Here is a 21697-nt window from a genome sequence, read left to right as displayed (position 1 = left end):
ATTTAATTTTGGAGGTAAGACAATGAAGGATATTAAAGTTACAGATTCAGTAAAATATATTGGTGTAGACGATCATGACATTGACTTATTTGAGAGCCAGTATGTAGTACCAAATGGTGTTTCTTATAACTCTTATGTGATCTTAGATGAGAAAGTAGCCGTTATGGATACTGTGGATGCATGCAAGACAGATGAATGGCTTGTAAACTTAGAAGAAGCATTAGATGGAAGAAACGTAGATTACATTGTAGTATCTCATATGGAACCAGACCATGCTGCAAGCTTACAGGTATTAGCAGAAAAATATCCAGAAGCTAAGGTTGTAGGTAATGCCAAGACATTTAATATGATCCCTCAGTTCTTTACATTTGATCTAGAAGGACGTAAAGTCGTAGTAAAAGAAGGAGATACATTATCTCTTGGATCTCATACATTACAGTTCGTTATGGCACCAATGGTTCACTGGCCAGAAGTTATGGTAGCATATGAAACATCAGAGAAAATCTTATTCTCAGCAGATGGATTTGGTAAATTCGGAGCTTTAGATGCAGATGAAGATTGGGCATGTGAAGCAAGACGTTATTATTTCAATATCTGTGGTAAATACGGAGTACAGGTACAGAATCTCTTAAAGAAAGCCGCAGGATTAGATATTGAGATCATCTGTCCATTACACGGACCAATTTTAAAAGAAAACCTTGGATATTATATTGGATTATACGACACATGGAGCAAATATGAGCCAGAGAACGAAGGAATCCTGATCGCATACGCATCTATCCATGGAAATACAGCAGCTGCAGCAAAGAAATTAGCAGAAATCTTAGAAGCAAAAGGAGCTCCAAAAGTTGTAGTAGCAGACCTTTCCAGAGATGATATGGCAGAAGTGATCGAAGATGCATTCCGCTATGACAGACTGGTACTGGCAGCAGCAACATACGATGCAGGAATCTTCCCATGCATGGAAGACTTTTTACATCACTTAAAAGCTAAGAACTATCAGAAACGTAAAGTTGCATTTATGGAAAATGGATCATGGGCACCAATGGCAGCAAAAATCATGAAAGGTATCGTAGAAGGATTTAAGAATATCGAGATGGTAGATCCAGTTGTAACGATTAAATCTACGATGAATGATGAGAATATTAAGACTATGGAAGAATTAGCTGATAATTTACTGTAAATTTTAAATTTGTAAGTTGGCCAACTGTAGTCTTTCAGTATATGATAAAAAATAAATAAGCAACCGAAAACGCAGCGGTGGAATTTTGCTCACATTTTGAACAAATCGCTTATCCGCCCAATTTCCTACGAGAACTCGCTCTGAAGTTTTGTTTCAGACAAAAGTCTTTGAAGCTCAGACACTCGTCCAATTGGGCTGCGAATTTGTTCAAAATATGGCAAAATTCCAATGCTGCGTTTTCGGTTGCTTATTTATTTTTTATCATATACCAGAAGTCTAAAGTGTGGACAATTACAAGATTGGAAAACTTAAGTGGTGTGTATGTTGAGTGTCACCCTTTATTCTTATAAATATTTCTTCTCTTGTTCTTTCTGACTCATACATGCAACACTATCAATCAGAGTTTACATCCAGTCGTAGTATCAACAATATTCATCAATTGTTCTCCTTCCAGATACCTTTGCAGGTTTCCAGCTATAATATCTACGATTCGATATAAAGTTGCAGGATGATGAAAATCTCCGGCTACGTGTGGAGTTATGATCACATTTTCCACGTTCCATAATTTATGTTGCGTTTGCAGCGGTTCTGGGTCTGTAACATCCAGTCCTGCTCCATAAATCTGTCCTTGGATCAATGCTTCGCAAAGATCCTCTGTATTAACTGCACTGCCTCTTCCTGCATTTAGCAAGATTGAGGTGTTCTTCATTTTTTCAAAACGATCTTTATTGAAGATATTTCGTGTTGCTTTAGAATCTGGAAGTACAGATAATACAACATCTGCTTTGGGCAGCAATTTATCCAGATCATCCATGGTATGGAGTTCATCGATATCTTGCGGTACCTGCCCTGGTCTTCGTTTGATTCCGATGATATGGTAGTCAAAATTTTTCATTAATCTTGCAAAGTATAATCCGATGTCACCGAGTCCCACGATCAGAAGTGTTCCTCCGCATAAGGACATGACACCTCCTTCATCTTGCCATTCACATTGATTTTGGTTATCTCTGTATAGATGTAATTTCTTTTGCAGGGAAAATAAGACTGCCAGCATATGTTCTGCAACGCTTGGTCCATAGGCTCCTGTAGCATTCGTCAATATTACATCTTCAGGAAGAACGCCTTTCTTCACATAAGGATCAGCCCCTGCTGAATTAAGCTGCAGCCATTCTAAGTTTTTTGCTTCCTGTAAGTAAAATGGATCTACATTTCCAATGATAACATTTGCTTCCTGAACCATTTCCTGAGTTACATTATCGTATGAACTGTATATAAATTTATTGCCTTGGGAATGTTGTTCTAATGTTTTTTTATGTTCGTCTTTTACTGGCATAACAACCAGAATGTTTTTATCTTTTTTCATTGAATTACTTAATATCCTCCTGTTTATTTTATACTATTGTAACGCAAGAGTTATAGAAAGAAAACCCATAGAAATTAAATTTCAGGAGTTTTCAAAGAACGATTCATATAGACAAATTTTGTATACGTGCCGTATAATAAGAATTATACAAAAATAATAGGAAAAGGAAATATCAATATGAACGATTTTAAATATGTATTTGGTCCGATCCCATCCAGAAGACTAGGAAGATCCTTAGGTATCAGTCCACTGCCTAAGAAGACATGTAACTATTCCTGCATCTACTGTCAATTAGGAAGAACCGATAAAATGACAAATAAACGTAAGGAATTTTATAAAACAGAAGATATCATAGCGGAATTTAAACAGTATCTCAAAGACTCTGATAAATTTGATATCGTAACGGTCGTTGGAGAAGGAGAACCTACTTTAGCAGCAAATCTTGGTGAATTAGTAGTTGCTCTGAAAGCATTAACAGACAAGCCAGTCGCAGTGATCACAAATGGTGCGTTGCTTTCTGATCCACAAGTCAGAGAAGAATTATGTCATGCTGATATGGTATTGCCATCTCTGGATGCTTATAACCAGGAAATTTCCAAGAAGATTGACAGACCTTATGGAACGATCAAATTTGAAGAAGAATTTGAAGGTCTCAAAAAGTTCACTCACATGTATGAAGGAGAACTTTGGTTGGAAATCATGCTAGTTGATGGGATCAACGATGATGAGCAGTCTATTCTTAAGTTTCAAGAATTATTAAAAGAATTAAAATATGACAGACTATACTTAAATACACCAGTTCGTCCGCCAGCAGAAGCAGATGTGAATGTCGTATCTGAAGAACGCATGCGATATGCGGTTGAGACACTTGGTGGTATTTCGATTGAGATGATGAGTTCTGGTGCATTTTTCAGTGAGATTGAAGATGACTATGAAGCGGTTAAATCCATTATCGGAAGACATCCTATGAATCAGTTTGAAGTACGAGGATTCTTAGAAAGCAGAGATGTGAAAGATCCAGAAGCGATGATGGAACAGATGAAAAAAGATGAAGCGATCCATGTGATCGATTACAAAGGAATCCTGACGTTCCGTTTAAAATAGTACAATGATCGGATTATAAAAAGGAGAAACAAAATGAAGCATAGTGTAAAAAGAGTGGCAGCAATTCATGATCTGTCTGGTTTTGGAAGAGCTTCGTTGACAGCGATCATTCCCATCCTTTCATCCATGGGAGTGCAGGTCTGTCCATTGCCGACAGCGATCCTTTCCAATCATACTGGGGGATTTGATACCTTTAGTTTTGTAGACTTTACAGATCATATGCAGGACTATATCGATCATTGGAAAGAGCTAAATATCGATTTTGACTGTATTTATTCTGGATTCTTAGGATCTGAACGTCAGATTGAGATCGTTTCCGGATTTATTGATGATTTTGGAACAGAGGATAATATGGTTGTGATCGATCCAGTCCTTGGAGATAATGGAAACTTGTATTCAACGATGGATCAAGGATTAGTTGAAGGAATGAAACGTCTGGTAACAAAAGCTGACATTATTACACCCAATTTTACAGAAGTAAGTCTTTTATTAGGGGAAGAATACAAACAGACAACAACCGATGAAGAGATCAAAGAATGGGTAAAACGTTTGTCTGATATGGGACCAGATATCATTGTTGTGACAAGTGTTCCAGATAAAGAGAAAGATAAAGATTCTAATGTGATCGCTTACGATAGAACTTGTAATACATATTGGAAGATAAAATGCCGTTATATCCCAACATTTTATCCGGGAACAGGAGATGCTTATACTTCTGTTATGATAGGAAGTCTGTTAGACGGAGACAGTCTGCCAATCGCACTGGATAAGGGTGTGCAGTTTATCACACAGGCAATCAAGGCAAGTTATGGATTTGATTATCCAAACAGGGAAGGAGTATTGCTTGAGAGAGTATTGGAAGTATTGAAAATGCCGGTAGTTTTAGGTGGATATGAAATGATCTGATATCGAAAGCTAAAAAGGAGGTGTCTGACATGTTTTATTTACTAGACCCAGAAAAATGGGAACGACAGAAACATTTTGAATATTATATGCAGATGATACCATGCGGTTATACTGTTACAGTACGTCTAGATGTGGAAAATCTGTATCAGCAGGTCAAAAAATGTGGATTAAAGTTTTATCCGGCATTTATTTACTGCACAGGAAAAGTTGTCAATGAGAAAAGAGAATTTAAAATGGGAGTCGATCAGGAAGGAAGACCGGGTTATTTTGATGTGATGCATCCAAACTTTACGATCTTTCACAAAGATGATCATACATTTTCAGACATCTGGTCTTATTATGATGATGATTTTCAGACATGCTATCAAAACATTATAAATGATATGGAAACATACAAAGATGTCAAAGGACCCAAAGGAAAAGAAGGGCAGCCGCCAAACTTCTTTTGTATCTCCTGTGTGCCATGGATGGATTTCACAGGCTACAGCACATGGGTGCCAACCGGAAGACCAAATCTATTTCCGATCATTACATTTGGAAAATATGTGGAAGAAGAGGGCAGAAGAAAGCTGTCTGCTGCTTTGACGATATCTCATGCATCCGCAGATGGATATCATGCTAGTATGTTCTTTGAAAGACTGCAGGAAGTATTAGATGAATTTGTAATTGATCAGTAATTGATGCATTGATCAAAGTTTATAATTCATTTTTAAGTGAAAAAATCGATGATTATAATAGCAGCATGTATTATGAAAATCCATTTTATTTATTTCCCTTGCAAAAATCCAGCCGAAGTAGAAGCGGACAACTTCTCCAACATTGATGAAATTTCCTCCTCAGACTCTTTAAAATCACCCGTGATCCACTGTCGGATAACAGCCATGCATCCGCTTACAATATAAATATGCAAAGAAGACAAAGCCTCGGCATCGTAATCAGGCCGTCGGCTCTGCCACATTGGCATGGTCCAGTGTTGGGTGGCAAGCAGAAGTTTATTTTGAAATCCTGGATCACCATGGTCTGAGAACAACAATCTTACTAACTGCTTATGCTCACTGATATAAAAGATAATAGAATTCATCAACTGTGAAATTGAATTTTCCTTCTCAAACTGGATCATATCTTCTTCTAGTGTATTTAAAATTTCATCTTCAATCGACTCCAGAAGATCCATCGGACTGGAATAATACGTATAAAATGTACTGCGGTTAATATCCGATTTCTCACATAGGCGGGAAACGGATATTTTTTGTATTGGCTGTTCTTTTAATAAATAAAGCAGGCTCTCTCTGAGCGCACGTTTTGTTTTCAAAATACGACGATCAGTTTTCTTCTCTACCATATCAAAAACTCCTTTAAAATCATATAAAAAAGATAATCTACAAAACAATGAAAAATGTTCGATAACCACCAAAAACACTATTTTGGTGGTTGTTGTATACACATACATTTATTATAATATACATATGAATGAAAAACAACAGTTGTATGATAAAAGGAGGCACAAACATGAACCGGCAAGATTTTTATGATGGAAAATTATTTGATGCATATCGTTATATGGGTGCACATAAAGACGGTGATAAGATTCGTTTTGTAACCTATGCACCAAGAGCCTCCAGGATATCGATCATTGGGGAGTTTAATAACTGGAATGAAGAATTTATGGAACAAGACGCACAAAGTGGTTTCTTTTTATTCTACTCCGACAAAGCTAAAGAGGGTCAGATGTACAAATACTGCATCTACGGACCAGATGGAAACCGGCAGGAACATTGTGATCCCTATGGATTTGAGATGGAACTAAGACCGGGGGCATGTTCTATTATCAGAGATATCACAACATACAGATTCAATGACAGATCATGGATGCAGATGAGAAGTGTCGGAATGGAAGATGCCATCAATATCTATGAGATGCATATGGGTTCATGGAGAATGAATAAGAAAGATGAGAATGGCTGGTATCAGTATGATGAGATTGCCAAGATGCTCGTTCCATATCTAAAACAAAATAATTATACCCATGTAGAATTAATGCCACTGTCAGAACATCCATTTGATGGATCATGGGGATACCAAAACACGGGATTTTTTGCACCAACGAAACGTTATGGAACTCCAGATAAATTAATGAAATTTGTTGATATGATGCATCAGGCAGGGATTGGAGTCATTATGGATTTTGTGCCAGTTCATTTTGCAGTAGATGGATATGGACTGAAATTATATGATGGAACTCCATTATATGAATACGATAATAAAGATACTGGAGAGAGTGAATGGGGAAGTTGTAACTTTATTCATTCCAGAAGAGAAGTTCAGTGCTTCTTGCAATCAGCGGCCAACTATTGGCTGGAAGAGTATCATTTTGATGGAATCCGTATGGATGCAGTGAGCCGCCTGATCTACTGGCAGGGAGATGAAAGCAGAGGAGTCAACGATACAGCGATCGACTTCTTAAAAGCATTCAATTTAGGTTTGAAACAACGTCATCCAACCGCCATGCTGATCGCAGAAGATTCCACTGCTTATCCAGGTGTGACAGAACCAGTATGGAAAGGCGGGTTAGGATTTGATTACAAATGGGATTTAGGATGGATGCACGATACTCTGGAATATTTTCAGACTGGACCAGAATATCGAAGTCGTGATTATCACAAACTAACATTCTCTATGGTGTATTTCTGGAATGAACGTTATATGTTAGAATATTGTCATGATGAAGTTGTACATGGCAAGGCAACGATCTTACAGAAGATGTATGGGGATTATGAAGATAAATTTCCACAGGCAAGGGCTATGTATATGTATATGATGATCCATCCAGGAAAGAAATTAAACTTTATGGGGAATGAATTTGGACAGATCAGGGAATGGAGCGAAGCACAGGAACAAGATTGGATGATCTTAAAATATCCGATTCATGATGCCTTCCATAAATATATGGTCAAATTAAATGACATTTACAAGAAAGAAAAAGCTTTCCATTATGATTATCATAGAGAAAACTTTGAATGGCTGGACTGCCATCAGGAAGAACGATGTATTTATGCGATCGGAAGAAAAACGGTAGATCACATGATCGTTGGAATCTTTAATTTCTCTGACAAAGAGCAGAAAGATTATAAATTAATGATCAAAGGACACCATACGAGAAGAACATTGTTACATACTGAATGGGAACAGTATGGTGGAACGATGAAGAAACGTAAAGAAAATATTCATCTAAAGAAAAAAGGAAAAGACAGTGAGCTTACGATCACACTTCCAAGATATAGTGGAGTTTTATTAAAACTAACGAAGAAAGAATAAGGTAGAAACTTTGAGTAAAAGGAGATAATATCATGAAAATATACGATTTAGTAATTATAGGTTCCGGACCAGCTGGAATGTCTGCAGCAATCTATGCACAGAGAGCAATGCTTGATTTTGTTATGATCGAGAAAGAATATATGCCAGGAGGACAGGTTGTACAGACTTATGAAGTTGATAATTATCCTGGAATTCCAAAGACAAATGGAATGGATCTTGGATTAAAATTTTCAGAGCATGCGAAAGAACTTGGTGCTAAAAGTATTACAGCAGAAGTTAAAGAAATCTATGCAGATGAAGAAATCAAAGAGATCATGCTTAAGAATGGAGATACATTAAAAACAAGGACGATCATTCTTGCAACAGGAGCAGTTCATCAGACTTTGGGAATAGAAGGAGAAGAAAAATTAAAGGGAATGGGAGTATCTTATTGTGCAACATGTGATGGAGCATTTTTTAGAAATAAGGTAACAGCAGTTGTTGGTGGTGGAAATGTTGCATTGGAAGATGCAATATTCTTAAGCCGTATGTGTAAAAAAGTTTATCTGATCCATCGAAGAGATGAATTTCGTGGTGCAAAGATTCTTCAGGATGAAGTAAAGAAGAACGACAAGATTGAAATCTTATGGAACACGATCGTGACAAAAATCGATGGAGATGAGGTTGTGGAGGGACTTCATATACAAGATGTAGATAACCATGTGGATAAGTTACTAGATGTTGATGGAATTTTTATTGCTGTGGGGACAAAACCAGCTTCCGAGCTTTTATCTGGAAAGTTATCAACAGACGAAAAAGGATATATTATCGCGGGAGAAGACGGTGTTACAAATATTCCGGGAATCTTTGCTGCAGGGGATGGAAGAAGCAAAAATCTTCGTCAGGTGGTGACGGCGGTGTCAGATGGTGCCAACTGTGTGTATTCAGTCGAGCGATATCTTCAAAATGCTTAATTTTCAGACAATTTAAGCTATTTTTATATAGTGACTCATAAATTAAAAATCAACCGCTTTTTGTCGATTTGTGCTAGTTGTATAACAAAAAGCAGGTTGATTTTTTTATGGAAAAATTACACACATATTGCTAACAAAATACCCACAAAGTTATCAACATACAGAAATGGCATATTTTAGCCAAAAATGAGTTACCCACAGAGTTATCCACATTATCCACATCCACAATTCGACAAATAATAACTGTGGATAACTTCAAAAAGAAACATATGTTTTGTTTACTATTTATAAAAAGATTTTGTTTTCTTAATCAGAATTATATGTTATAATGAATTCATACAAAAAAGGTAAAGGAGATGGGAGCCATGAAATTCATTATTAGTGGAAAGAACATTGAAGTTACAGAAGGTATCAAAGCAGCAATTGAAGAGAAACTCGGACGTCTCGACAAATATTTAGTAGACGATACGATCGTGAATGTAACTTTAAGTGTTCAGAAGGGAAGACAGAAGATAGAAGTTACCATTCCTATGAAAGGGCACATTATCCGTGCTGAAGAAGGCAGTGAAGACATGTATGTATCTATTGACCTGGTAGTAGATGTGATCGAACGCCAGATCCGCAGATATAAAACAAGACTTATGAATCAGAAATATGATGGAACAAGCTTCAAACAGGAATTTATGGAGCAGGAAGACGATGTGGAAGATGATGAGATCAGAATCATCCGAAGCAAGAAGTTTGCTATCAAACCAATGGATGTAGAAGAAGCTTGTGTACAGATGGAATTATTAGGACATGATTTCTTTGTATTCCGCAATGCTGATACATTTGAAGTCAATGTTGTATACAAGAGAAAAGGAAATACATACGGACTGATCGAACCTGAATTTTAGAAGATCGGAAGATGGAGGAGATCCTTATGACAAGGATCTCCTTTTTTCATACTTTTTTTTATAAAAAATTCAAAATTTATTGAGAATTTTTACAATTAGTTAACTTGCACCTTATAATGTTAAGTGTTACAATAGCAAAGACTATATAATAGATATAAGACTATCTTGATATCAGATGTCAGAGACAGAACGATCACAAGATGGAACAATCATAAAAAGAAACTTAGGAGATTATTTATGGGTTTATTTGATAAAGTATTTGGTTCTCACAGTGATAAGGAACTAAAACGAATCAGCAAGACAGTTGACAAGATCGAAGCACTCGATGAGTCCATGCAGAAATTGTCAGATGAGGAACTAAGACATAAGACTGTTGAATTTAAAGAAAGACTTGCAAATGGAGAGACATTAGATGATCTGTTACCAGAAGCATATGCAACAGTAAGAGAAGCCAGTAGCCGTGCGATCGGTTTAAAACATTACCGTGTACAGCTGATCGGTGGTATCATCCTGCATCAGGGACGTATCGCAGAGATGAGAACTGGTGAAGGTAAAACTTTAGTATCCACGTTACCTGCATATTTAAATGCGCTGGAAGAAAAGGGCGTTCATATCGTAACAGTCAATGATTATCTGGCAACTCGAGATGCCGAGTGGATGGGAAAAGTTCATAATTTTCTTGGATTAACTGTGGGTGTTGTTACAAATGATATGGAGAATGATGAACGTCGTGAAGCATATAACTGTGATATTACTTATATTACAAACAATGAATTAGGATTTGACTACTTAAGAGATAACATGGTCATTGAGAAAGAAGATCTTGTACAGAGAGATCTTCACTATGCGATCGTCGATGAGGTCGATTCCGTACTGATTGATGAGGCAAGAACACCACTGATTATTTCCGGTGAAAGTGGTAAGTCTACAGAATTGTACCGTGCATGTGATATCTTAGCCCGCCAGATGGAACGAGGAAGTTCTGATGGTGAATTATCCAAGATGGATATCTTAATGAACGAGGATATCGAAGAAGATGGAGATTTCCTTGTCAATGAAAAAGATAAACAGATCATGCTGACTGCAGATGGCGTGAAGAAAGTCGAGAAATTCTTCCATATCGAGAATCTTGCAGATCCAGAGAACCTTGCGATCCAGCATAATATCATCTTAGCACTTCGTGCACATAACTTAATGTTTAAAGACAAAGACTATGTAGTAAAAGATGATGAAGTATTGATCGTCGATGAATTTACAGGACGTATCATGCCAGGAAGACGTTATTCTGATGGTCTGCATCAGGCAATCGAAGCGAAGGAAAATGTAAAGGTCAAGAGAGAATCCAAAACTCTTGCAACGATTACGTTCCAGAACTTCTTCAATAAATATGACAAGAAAGCAGGTATGACAGGTACTGCACTTACAGAAGAACAGGAATTTAGAGAGATTTATGGAATGGACGTTGTTGTGATTCCAACAAACAAACCAGTTCAGAGAATCGATCATGATGATGCGATCTACAAGACAAAACGTGAGAAGATGAATGCTGTTGTCGAAGATATCATTGAATCTCATGCAAAAGGACAGCCTGTTTTAGTTGGTACGATCACCATCGAGATGTCTGAAGAATTAAGTGCAATGCTTAAGAAACGTGGAATCAAACACAACGTACTGAATGCGAAATTCCACGAGAAAGAAGCAGAGATCATCTCTCACGCAGGTGAGATCGGTGCCGTAACGATCGCTACGAACATGGCTGGTCGTGGTACTGACATCGTGCTGGAAGATGGTGTTGCAGAACTTGGCGGATTAAAGATCATCGGTACAGAACGTCATGAATCCAGACGTATCGATAACCAGTTACGTGGTCGTGCTGGACGTCAGGGAGATCCAGGTGAATCTAAGTTCTATTTATCACTGGAAGATGATCTGATGAGATTGTTTGGATCTGAAAGAATGATCAGTATATACAATGCATTGGGAATTCCAGAAGGAGAAGAAATCCAGCATAAGACGATCAGCAAGACGATCGAGAAAGCACAGAAGAAGATTGAGAATAACAACTTTGGTATTCGTAAGAATCTGTTAGATTATGATAGAGTCAACAATGAACAGAGAGAAGTTATGTACAAAGAACGCCGCCGTGTTCTTGACGGAGATGACATGAAAGAATCTGTTTTAGGCATGATGAAAGAAACAGTTGCAAATCATGTATATCAGGTGATCAGTGATGAGCTTCCACCAGAAGAGTGGGATCTGGCAGCACTGAATGCAGAGTTGCTTCCAATTGTACCACTGAATAAGATCGTATTAACAGATGCAGAGAAATCTTCTGGTAAAGTTGATGATCTGGTAGCAAGATTACAGGAAGAAACAGTTGCATTATATGAACAGAAAGAAAAAGAATTCGAAGACTTTGATCTTCGTGAGATTGAACGTATTATCTTACTGAAAGTCATCGACCGCAAGTGGATGGATCATATTGATGATATGGATCAATTAAGAGAAGGAATTGGTCTTCAGGCATATGGACAGAGAGATCCAGTTGTTGAATACCGTATGGCTGGATTTGAGATGTTCAATGATATGACAAAGGCAATTCAGGAAGAGACAACAGGTGCACTGTTCCACGTACAGGTTGAGCAGAAGATCGAGAGAGAAGAAGCTCCAAAGATCACTGGAACAAACAAAGATGCAGAAGTTGAGAAGAAGCCTTATGTAAGAAAAGGAGCAAAAGTCGGCAGAAATGATCCTTGCCCATGTGGAAGTGGTAAGAAGTATAAGAACTGCTGCGGAAGGAATAAATAAGGAGTTTTTTATCAATGATTGAAGCAGAACAATTAAAATATAAATTAAACTCTTTTCAGGAACCACTAGAAGATCTTAGTGGTTCCCTTGCGTTAGAAGCAAAAAAAGAGAGAATTGATCAATTAGAACTGAATATGGAAGAACCAGGATTCTGGGATAATGTTGAGGAATCCCAGAATGTTATGAAAGAAGTCAAAAGCCTGAAAGGTGTCGTGGAAGAATATGATGATCTGAAAACAAAATATGAAGATATCGAGACTTTGATCGATATGGCAGAAGAAGATGAAGATGCCGATCTGATCGAAGAAGCCACTGCTTTGATGGATGAATTTGAAAAAACATATGAGGAATTACGTATTTCAACACTGCTAACAGGTGAATATGATAAGGATGATGCAATTCTTACACTACATGCAGGGGCAGGTGGAACAGAGTCTTGCGACTGGGCAGGAATGCTATACCGTATGTTCACAAGATGGGCAGGAAAGAAAGGTTATGGAACAGAAGTTCTTGATTATCTTGATGGGGATGAAGCAGGGATCAAATCTGTTACTGTGAAGATCACGGGAATGAATGCTTATGGATATTTACGATCTGAAAAAGGTGTTCACCGTCTTGTCCGAATTTCTCCATTCAATGCAGCAGGAAAACGACAGACATCGTTTGCATCCTGTGATGTAATGCCAGATATCAAAGATGATATAGAAGTTGAGATTGCAGATGAAGATATCCGGATCGACACATATCGTGCAAGTGGAGCTGGTGGACAGCATATCAACAAAACAGATTCCGCAATCCGTATTACGCATTTACCAACAGGAATCGTTGTACAGTGCCAGAATGAGCGTTCACAGCACAAGAACAAAGATCAGGCAATGAAGATGTTAAAGACAAAACTGTATCTGTTAAAACAGCAGCAACATTTGGAAAAATTATCAGATATCCGAGGTGATGTTGGGGATAATGGATGGGGAAACCAGATTAGATCCTATGTCCTGCAGCCTTATACAATGGTAAAAGATCACAGAACAAACTTTGAAAGCGGAAATCCAAGCGCTGTATTAGATGGGGATCTGGATGGATTTATGAATGCCTATCTTGCATGGGATAACAACAGTAAGAAGGAAGAAAATTAAACAGAAAACTTCCGGTCAGATCATGTATTTATTTTAAAACCAAATTTTCTATTGCATCATAAAAATATCTGTGGTAGTATTTTGTGCAAAGACAACTGTACACCACAGGAAAACAAAAGGAACCAGACATGAAAGAAACCAACTATTATGTAATTAAAAAGAAAGCAGTTCCAGAAGTGTTGTTAAAGGTGTTAGAGGTCCAGAAACTGTTAGATTCAAAGAGAGCAGTTTCTGTATTAGAAGCTACAGAGAAGGTGGGAATCAGTCGAAGTTCTTATTATAAGTATAAGGATGATATTTTCCCATTTTATGCTGGTAAGAAAGGACGTAGTATCACATTCGTGATCGAAGTCGATGACCAGCCTGGCGTTATGGCCTCGATCCTTAACATTTTTGCACTTTATAAGGCAAATATCCTGACGATCCACCAGAGTATTCCAATTAATGGAAAGGGACTCTTAACAGTCAGTGTTGACATCGAAGACAGCGAGACGGATGTCTCGGCTATGATTCAGGATGTTGAGAAGATAGAAGATGTATCTTATGTAAAAATAATTGCAATGGAATAGATGTATAAATATACATGACACATTTTTGGAGGACAGAATGAAATACGTTATTGTTTTAGGAGATGGAATGGCTGACGAGCCAATCGAAGCAGCAGGTGGGAAGACACCACTTCAGTTAGCAGACAAACCAGTGATGGATGAGATGGCGAAAGTTTCCGAACAGGGAATCGCTTATACAGTACCATCCAATTTACCAGCAGGAAGTGATGTAGCCAATCTTTCTATGTTAGGATATGACCCACAGGTTTATTATTCCGGAAGATCACCCCTTGAGGCATTAAGCATTGGTGTTGATATGAAAGATACAGATATTGCACTTAGATGTAACGTTGTAACCGTATCTGAAGACGAAGATTATGAAGATAAGACGATCATCGACCACAGCGCAGGAGAGATCACTTCTGAGGAAGCAGCGATCCTGATCGAAGCTGTGAGAAAAGAATTAGAAGATGATGAATATAAATTTTATCCGGGAGTCAGCTACCGCCATTTAACGATCTGGGATCATGGAGAAGTAGTCGAACTTGTACCACCTCATGATGTTTTAGGACAGAAGATCGGGCAGTATCTTCCAAAGCAGGAGAAGCTAAAAGAGATGATGGAAAAGAGTTTTGATATCTTAAATCATCATCCGATCAATGAAGCAAGAGCTGAGAAAGGCTTGAATAAAGCAAACAGCATCTGGTTCTGGGGAGCAGGGACGAAACCGGCACTGGACGATTTTAAAGAGAAGACTGGAATGAATGGAGCTATGGTATCTGCCGTCGATCTGTTAAAAGGAATCGCAGTTGGAGCAAACATGAGAAATCTTGATGTAGAGGGTGCCAATGGCGGTCTTGACACGAATTATCATGGGAAAGCGATGGCAGCAGTTGAAGCACTACTTGAAAAAAATGATGATTTCGCTTATATTCATGTAGAGGCACCTGATGAGATGGGTCATCAGGGAAGTCTTGAGAATAAGATCAAAGCAATCGAACATCTTGATAAAGAAGTTGTGAAGGTTGTCAAAGAAGAACTTGAGAAAGCTGGAGAGGATTTTAGAATTCTGATCGGACCGGATCATCCGACACCAATTGCGATCCGTACCCATTCCAAAGAACCGATACCATTTATGATCTATGACAGCACGAAAGATTATGAAGGTCAGGAAGAGTACAGCGAAGAAGCAGCGAGAGAGACAGGAATTGTCATTTCTCACGCTTATGATTTAATGAATCGGTTATTACAAAAATAAGAGAAATAATTTTAGGAGGCACAAGATGCTAGTAGTTAAGAAATTTGGTGGTACTTCTGTAGGAAATAAAGATCGTATCATGAACGTTGCAAAAAGATGTATTGAAGATTATAAAAAAGGAAATGATGTTGTTGTTGTCTTATCAGCAATGGGTAAGATGACAGATGAACTGATCGCAAAAGCAAAAGAGATCAATCCTAATCCATCCAGAAGAGAGATGGATATGTTATTAACAACAGGAGAACAGACTTCTGTATCATTAATGGCAATGGCAATGGATTCTCTTGGAGTTCCTGCTGTTTCCCTAAATGCATTCCAGGTAGCAATGCATACAACTTCTGTATACAGCAATGCAAGAATCAAAAGAATTGATACAGACCGTATCATGAATGAATTAGAACAGAGAAAGATCGTAATCGTTACAGGATTCCAGGGAGTTGACCAGTTCGATAACTACACAACACTTGGACGTGGTGGATCTGATACAACAGCTGTAGCACTGGCAGCAGCGTTACACGCAGATGCATGTGAGATTTATACAGACGTAGACGGAGTCTATACAGCAGACCCAAGAAAAGTATCAGAGGCTAAAAAATTAAATGAGATCACATATGATGAGATGTTAGAAATGGCAACACTCGGAGCAGGAGTACTTCATAATCGTTCTGTAGAACTTGCTAAGAAACATGGAGTTGCCTTAGTTGTTAGATCAAGTCTTACAACAGAAGAAGGAACTGTCGTAAAAGAAAGCGTAAAATCAAGAGACAACGAGATCAGCGGTGTAGCAGGAGATGATGATGCAGCAAGAATTGCAGTTATGGGAATCGAAGATACACCAGGTATGGCATTCAAGATCTTCAATGTATTAGCAAAGAAAAATGTAAACGTAGATATGATCTTGCAGTCAGTTGGACATAATGACAAGAAAGATATCTCCTTCACAGTCAAAGAAGAAGAATTAGATATCGCAGTTAAAGCATTAGAAGATTACCTTCCAGACAGCTATTATGAAGAGATCAAAGCAAGCAAAGAAGTTGCCAAAGTATCAATTATCGGAAAAGGATTATTAAACCACTATGGAATGGCAGCTCGTATGTTTAACGCTTTATATAAAGCAGATGTAAACATTCGAATGATCTCTACATCTGAGATTCGTGTTACAGTGCTTGTAAACCAGGAAGATATGGTGAAAGCAATGAATGCAGCACATGAAGAATTTGAGATGTAAATTTTAATTTGCTGGTTTGATGACGGAAATTATTGGTGGAATATTATAAAAAGGGTTATCTGTCTGCGACGCGCTCTCGCTCGACTCACACGCAGCTGTACTAAGCTCCTGAATGGTCTAACGACCATCCACTCACTAAGTGCAGGCGTGTTCCTACGGTCTCAGACAGATAACCCTTTTTATAATATTTAAATAATTTACGTAATCGAAACCACTACCGAATGTGTATGGAGAATGATCTTGGATGTAAATTAGTTTTTTCAAGACAGAAGATAAGTGTTTATTATACTCTTAAACATCCCAACAAATCGGTGTTCGTAAGTTTTTTTCATCTTCCGTCAATGAATACAAAAATCATCAACCAATACCGTTTAACATACACACTGTGTAGTGGTTTGAATAGTGTTTCGTTGTATGAGTCAGAAAGAAGATAAGAAGAAATATTTATAAGAAAAAAGGGTGACAACATGAGCACTTTTTGAATGCATTTTTTACAAATTCGCAGCGCCCTGTGGTCGATTGTCTGAACGTAGCTGCGGGCATTTTGGCTCGCAGCAAGTGAGTTATCGAAGGAACAGGCGCGAATCAGCGATTTGTAAAAAAAGCTTTCAAAAATGCGGAGTGTCATCCCTTTTTTCTTATAAATATTTCTTCTTATCTTCTTTCTGACTCATACATGCAACACTACCTACAAATCAAAAGTTGACGATATCGTAGAAACATGACAAAATATATCTACAAAGATTCAGAAAGGAATATGTACAATGAAACGTAAAGATTATATCTCCTGGGATCAGTATTTTATGGGGATTGCCATTCTATCTGCCCAGAGAAGTAAAGATGATCATACACAGGTAGGGGCTTGCCTTGTAAATGATCATAATAAGATTTTGTCAGTTGGTTATAACGGAATGCCAATAGGATGCAACGATGATGATATGCCTTGGGAGAGAGAAGGAGATCCTCTTCATACCAAATATTTTTATGTATGTCACGCAGAATTAAATGCCATTTTGAACTATGGTGGAGGCTCACTTGACGGAGCGCGTGTTTATGTAACATTATTTCCGTGCAATGAATGTGCAAAAGCTATCATTCAAAGCGGTATGAAAGAAGTTATCTATATGCAGGATAAATATGCAGGCAGTGATACGACAAAGGCATCAAAGAAGATGTTTGATATGGCAGGAGTTAAATATCGCCAGTTCGTACCAAAAGGACAGACAATCGAAGTAGATTTATAAGGTGAAGATATGGATATTATTAAGATTTTACAAGAAGAACTAGGAATCAGACGAGGACAGGTAGAGACAACGATCAAACTGATCGATGAAGGTAACACGATTCCCTTCATTGCCAGATACCGAAAAGAAATGACAGGATCATTAGATGACGAGACACTTCGTAATTTCCATGAGAGATTATTATATTTAAGAAATTTAGAAGAGCGCAAAGAAGCGATCAAGAAAAATATCGAAGAACAAGGTAAACTTACAAAGGAACTGGCAAAGCAGATTGAAGAAGCGAAGACACTGGTAGCAGTGGAAGATTTGTACCGTCCATATAAGCAGAAAAAACGTACCAGAGCTATGATCGCAAAGGAAAAGGGGTTAGAGCCGTTAGCTAATCTGATTCTTTTACAAATGACAAAAGAGACATTAGAGAAAGAAGCCGAAGCATTTATCAATGAAGAAAAAGATGTAAAGACAGTAGAAGATGCATTAAAAGGTGCAAATGATATTATCGCAGAGCGCATTGCAGATGATGCGGAATACCGTACATGGATCCGTAAGGCAACATGGAATCACGGAAAAATCACATCCTCAGCGAAGAAACCAGAAGAATCTTCTGTATTTGAGATGTATTATGATTTTGAAGAACCGATTGAAAAGATTGCAGGATACCGTATTCTTGCGATCAATCGCGGAGAAAAAGAGGGAATTCTTCAGGTAAAGATTGAGCCAGACATGCAAAAGATCGCATCATATCTTGCAAGGAAGATCATAACAAGGAAGAATCCCAATACAACAAAAGCCTTATTTGCAGCGATTGAAGACAGCTATAAACGTTTGATCGCACCATCGATCGAACGTGATATCAGAAATGAACTGACTGAAAATGCAAGTACAGAAGCGATCAAAGTCTTTGGAAAGAACTTAGCACAACTTCTTATGCAGCCACCGATCGCAGGACAGGTCGTCCTTGGATGGGACCCTGCATTTCGTACTGGATGCAAATTAGCAGTGGTTGATGCAACAGGAAAAGTATTAGATACAGTCGTCATTTATCCGACAGCACCACAGAATAAAGTGGAAGAGGCCAAAAAAGTTGTCAAGGCACTCATCAAGAAATATGGAATCACACTGATCTCAATTGGAAATGGAACAGCATCCAGAGAATCTGAACAGATCGTTGTTGATATGTTAAAAGAGATCAAAGAACCAGTACAGTATGTGATTACAAATGAAGCAGGGGCGTCTGTATACTCAGCAAGTAAACTTGCGACCGAGGAATTTCCAAATTTCGATGTAGGACAAAGAAGTGCGACATCCATCGCAAGACGAGTACAAGATCCACTGGCAGAATTAGTAAAGATTGAACCAAAAGCCATTGGAGTCGGACAGTATCAGCACGATATGAACCAAAAACAGCTTACCGAAGCTTTAGGTGGAGTCGTTGAAGCAACAGTAAATAAAGTCGGAGTTGACCTAAATACAGCTTCAGCATCTCTTTTAGAATATGTATCCGGTGTGTCCAAGACTGTAGCAAAAAATATCGTAGCCTACCGTGAAGAAAATGGAACGTTCAGGAACAGAAAACAGCTATTAAAAGTAGCTAAACTAGGACCCAAAGCCTTTGAACAATGCGCAGGATTCCTAAGAGTATCTGGAGGTGATGAGCCACTCGATGCAACAGGAGTACATCCAGAGACATACAAAGAAACAGGAATGTTACTAAAGAACCTAGGATATTCAACAAAAGAACTATCCAAAGAAGGATTCAAAGGAATCAGCAGTAAGATTACAGATTACAAGAAATTATCCGAAGAACTTGGAATCGGAGAGATCACGTTGAAAGATATCGTAAAAGAACTGGAAAAGCCAGGACGAGATCCACGAGAAGATCTTCCAAAACCAATCTTAAGAACAGATGTATTAGAAATGAAAGATCTGAAACCAGGAATGAAATTAAAAGGAACAGTTCGTAATGTCATCGATTTTGGAGCATTTGTAGATATTGGAGTACATCAGGATGGACTAGTACACATTTCACAGATGGCAGATCGATTTATCAAACATCCATTAGAAGTAGTTAGTGTTGGAGATGTTGTGGACGTTGTAGTTGTCAGTGTGGATATAGATAAAAAACGGATACAGTTAAGCATGAAATTGTGATTTGTAATAGTGTTTCATGTATGAGATAGAAATAAGATAAGAACAAATATTTATAATATATCGGTGGCAACGATTAGCAGATTTTAAGTGCGTTTTTTACAAATTCGCAGCGCCCTGTGGTTGATTGTTTGACCGTAGCTGCGGGCATTTTGGCTCGCAGCGAGGAAGTTATCAAAGGAACAGGCGCGGATCAGCGATTTGTAAAAAACGCTCTTAAAATCTGCTAATCGTTGCCACCGATATATTATAAATATTTGTTCTTATCTTATTTCTATCTCATACAACGGAACGCTATTCAAATCACTACAGGGTGTGTATGTTAAACGATACTGGTTGATAAGTTTTGCATTCGCTAACTGAAGATAAAAGGGCTTAAACAACACCGATTTAGCGAGCTGTTTTAGAATATAATAAACATCTGTCTGCCACTACATAAATTGAAAACCAATAACATTTAACATACACACCCTTCCGTTTGAAAATTCTTAATTTTATACGAGAATGTCTTCAGGTATTCATAAAAACATAAAAAAAGATAGAGGTACGAAATGATAGGATTCCATAGGATTTTTTGCAAAATCGCAGCCAACACGGGCACTGTTTGAACGCAGTGAGTTGTGCAGGAGTGTTGGCGGATCAGCGTTTTGCAAAAAATCCGTCAATGGAATTCGTTTTTCGTACCTCTATCTTTTTTATGTTTTTATGAATACTCGATACATTTCCGTTATACAAATTAGAATTTAATACCATCCCCCAGAGAATGTAATAACCTGTCCTGTCATATAAGCAGGGGACGTTGCCACATGATAAACCATCTGTGCCGCTTCTTTTGGACTGGCAATATAGTCCGCAGGGATTTCTTCTTTGATCAAGGCAAGATCTTCTTCATCAAACTCCGCATTCATCTCCGTATCGATCATCCCAAAAGCGATCGCATTTACCTGAATATTGCTTGCAGCAACCTCTTTTGCCAGAGCCTTTGTAAAAGCATTGATACCACCTTTTGTTGTAGAATATAAAACCTCACAGGAAGCGCCGGCATCTCCCCAGATGGAAGAAATATTGATGATCTTTCCCTCATGGTGATGAAGCATATGGGGAACGATATTTTTACAGGTTGTAAAAACAGAAGTTAAATTTGTGTTGATCATCAGATTCCAATCATCTACCGTTGCATCTGTAAATAATCCCACCAGAGAGATTCCGGCATTATTTACAAGACAGTCGATCTTAGAAAAAGTAAGGAGGGACTGTTTGATCATTTCGTCTACAAAAGAAGGATCACTGATATCTCCACAAAAAGATAAGCAAGACACGTTCTCTTCAAGAATTTCATTTTTTAGGGATTCTAGTTTTTCAGGATGGCGGAAGCCATGGATGATCACGTTCCATCCTTGTTGTGCAAAATATATGGCAGTTTCACGTCCGATTCCTCTGGAACTGCCAGTTATGAGTACTGTTTTCATAGAAAATACCTCGTAAATCTTATAAAATTTCTTAGCACTTGATATGATCGATCTGATCAACGATGAGAAATGTTGCAGATTAAGAAAATATTAAGGCGATTATACAGAATTATAACATAGAGGATTGTTGAAATAAAT

General features: G+C 37.9%; 17 protein-coding genes. 14 read left to right on the top strand and 3 right to left on the bottom strand.

The annotated features are described in order from the left end of the window. The first annotated feature begins 22 nt into the window (after positions 1-22). The gene (locus QUE18_RS11985) at positions 23-1183 is read left to right on the top strand and encodes an FprA family A-type flavoprotein (protein WP_015530299.1); all 1161 of its coding nucleotides are present in this window, start codon (positions 23-25) and stop codon (positions 1181-1183) included. Between the two features lie 397 nt (positions 1184-1580). Here the strand turns inward: QUE18_RS11985 and QUE18_RS11980 are convergent, their stop codons facing one another. Beyond that, the gene (locus tag QUE18_RS11980) at positions 1581-2546 is read right to left on the bottom strand and encodes a D-2-hydroxyacid dehydrogenase (RefSeq protein WP_009203145.1); all 966 of its coding nucleotides are present in this window, start codon (positions 2544-2546) and stop codon (positions 1581-1583) included. Between the two features lie 177 nt (positions 2547-2723). On the opposite strand from QUE18_RS11980, the gene QUE18_RS11975 reads away from it, so the two are divergent. The 3 genes from QUE18_RS11975 to QUE18_RS11965 are packed head-to-tail and all read left to right on the top strand — an operon-like array spanning position 2724 to position 5233. Beyond that, positions 2724-3650 carry a radical SAM protein gene (locus tag QUE18_RS11975; protein WP_040344041.1) on the top strand — a complete coding sequence of 309 codons (927 nt, stop codon included), beginning with the start codon at positions 2724-2726 and terminating at the stop codon, positions 3648-3650. A gap of 33 nt (positions 3651-3683) precedes the next feature. Beyond that, positions 3684-4556 (top strand): pyridoxamine kinase, encoded by an 873-nt coding sequence (locus QUE18_RS11970; protein WP_008393322.1) that lies wholly within the window; start codon positions 3684-3686, stop codon positions 4554-4556. 29 nt (positions 4557-4585) lie between these two features. Continuing rightward, positions 4586-5233, top strand: a complete 648-nt coding sequence (locus QUE18_RS11965; protein ID WP_008393320.1) for a chloramphenicol acetyltransferase — start codon at positions 4586-4588, stop codon at positions 5231-5233. Between the two features lie 89 nt (positions 5234-5322). On the opposite strand, the gene QUE18_RS11960 is transcribed toward QUE18_RS11965, so the two are convergent. After that, the gene (locus QUE18_RS11960; protein ID WP_009264101.1) at positions 5323-5898 is read right to left on the bottom strand and encodes a TetR/AcrR family transcriptional regulator; all 576 of its coding nucleotides are present in this window, start codon (positions 5896-5898) and stop codon (positions 5323-5325) included. Between the two features lie 167 nt (positions 5899-6065). Here QUE18_RS11960 and glgB point away from each other — a divergent pair, with 167 nt between their 5' ends. The 10 genes from glgB to QUE18_RS11910 all read left to right on the top strand — a co-directional run bounded on the left by glgB (position 6066) and on the right by QUE18_RS11910 (position 20093). Then, positions 6066-7871, top strand: a complete 1806-nt coding sequence (gene glgB, locus QUE18_RS11955; RefSeq protein WP_040344037.1) for a 1,4-alpha-glucan branching protein GlgB — start codon at positions 6066-6068, stop codon at positions 7869-7871. Positions 7872-7903: 32 nt separating this feature from the next. Next, positions 7904-8824 carry a thioredoxin-disulfide reductase gene (trxB, locus tag QUE18_RS11950; RefSeq protein ID WP_008393299.1) on the top strand — a complete coding sequence of 307 codons (921 nt, stop codon included), beginning with the start codon at positions 7904-7906 and terminating at the stop codon, positions 8822-8824. Positions 8825-9189: 365 nt separating this feature from the next. Continuing rightward, positions 9190-9720, top strand: coding sequence for a ribosome hibernation-promoting factor, HPF/YfiA family (hpf, locus tag QUE18_RS11945; RefSeq protein ID WP_009264099.1), 531 nt, complete (start codon positions 9190-9192; stop codon positions 9718-9720). Positions 9721-9957: 237 nt separating this feature from the next. Continuing rightward, positions 9958-12528, top strand: a complete 2571-nt coding sequence (gene secA, locus QUE18_RS11940; RefSeq protein WP_009203141.1) for a preprotein translocase subunit SecA — start codon at positions 9958-9960, stop codon at positions 12526-12528. Positions 12529-12542: 14 nt separating this feature from the next. Then, on the top strand, positions 12543-13664 hold the full coding sequence (gene prfB / locus QUE18_RS11935; protein WP_008393296.1) for a peptide chain release factor 2: 1122 nt from the start codon (positions 12543-12545) through the stop codon (positions 13662-13664). A 128-nt stretch (positions 13665-13792) separates the two neighbouring features. Then, on the top strand, positions 13793-14233 hold the full coding sequence (locus QUE18_RS11930) for an ACT domain-containing protein (protein WP_015530304.1): 441 nt from the start codon (positions 13793-13795) through the stop codon (positions 14231-14233). A gap of 37 nt (positions 14234-14270) precedes the next feature. Next, positions 14271-15470 carry a cofactor-independent phosphoglycerate mutase gene (locus tag QUE18_RS11925; protein ID WP_008393294.1) on the top strand — a complete coding sequence of 400 codons (1200 nt, stop codon included), beginning with the start codon at positions 14271-14273 and terminating at the stop codon, positions 15468-15470. 25 nt (positions 15471-15495) lie between these two features. Beyond that, a complete protein-coding gene (locus tag QUE18_RS11920; RefSeq protein WP_008393293.1) occupies positions 15496-16698 on the top strand; it encodes an aspartate kinase in 1203 nt (400 codons plus the stop codon). A gap of 764 nt (positions 16699-17462) precedes the next feature. After that, positions 17463-17942 carry a deoxycytidylate deaminase gene (locus QUE18_RS11915; protein ID WP_008391870.1) on the top strand — a complete coding sequence of 160 codons (480 nt, stop codon included), beginning with the start codon at positions 17463-17465 and terminating at the stop codon, positions 17940-17942. A gap of 9 nt (positions 17943-17951) precedes the next feature. Beyond that, positions 17952-20093, top strand: a complete 2142-nt coding sequence (locus QUE18_RS11910; RefSeq protein ID WP_009203884.1) for a Tex family protein — start codon at positions 17952-17954, stop codon at positions 20091-20093. Positions 20094-20833: 740 nt separating this feature from the next. Here QUE18_RS11910 and ymfI read toward each other — a convergent pair. Beyond that, positions 20834-21559: an elongation factor P 5-aminopentanone reductase gene (ymfI, locus tag QUE18_RS11905; RefSeq protein ID WP_008391704.1), complete on the bottom strand. Its 726-nt coding sequence runs from the start codon at positions 21557-21559 to the stop codon at positions 20834-20836. Between the last annotated feature and the right edge of the window lie 138 nt (positions 21560-21697).

This window comes from Anaerostipes hadrus ATCC 29173 = JCM 17467, from assembly GCF_030296915.1.
GTDB lineage: Bacteria > Bacillota > Clostridia > Lachnospirales > Lachnospiraceae > Anaerostipes > Anaerostipes hadrus.
Note: the sequence above shows the minus strand (reverse complement) of the source record. Positions and strands in the feature narration are given on the sequence as shown.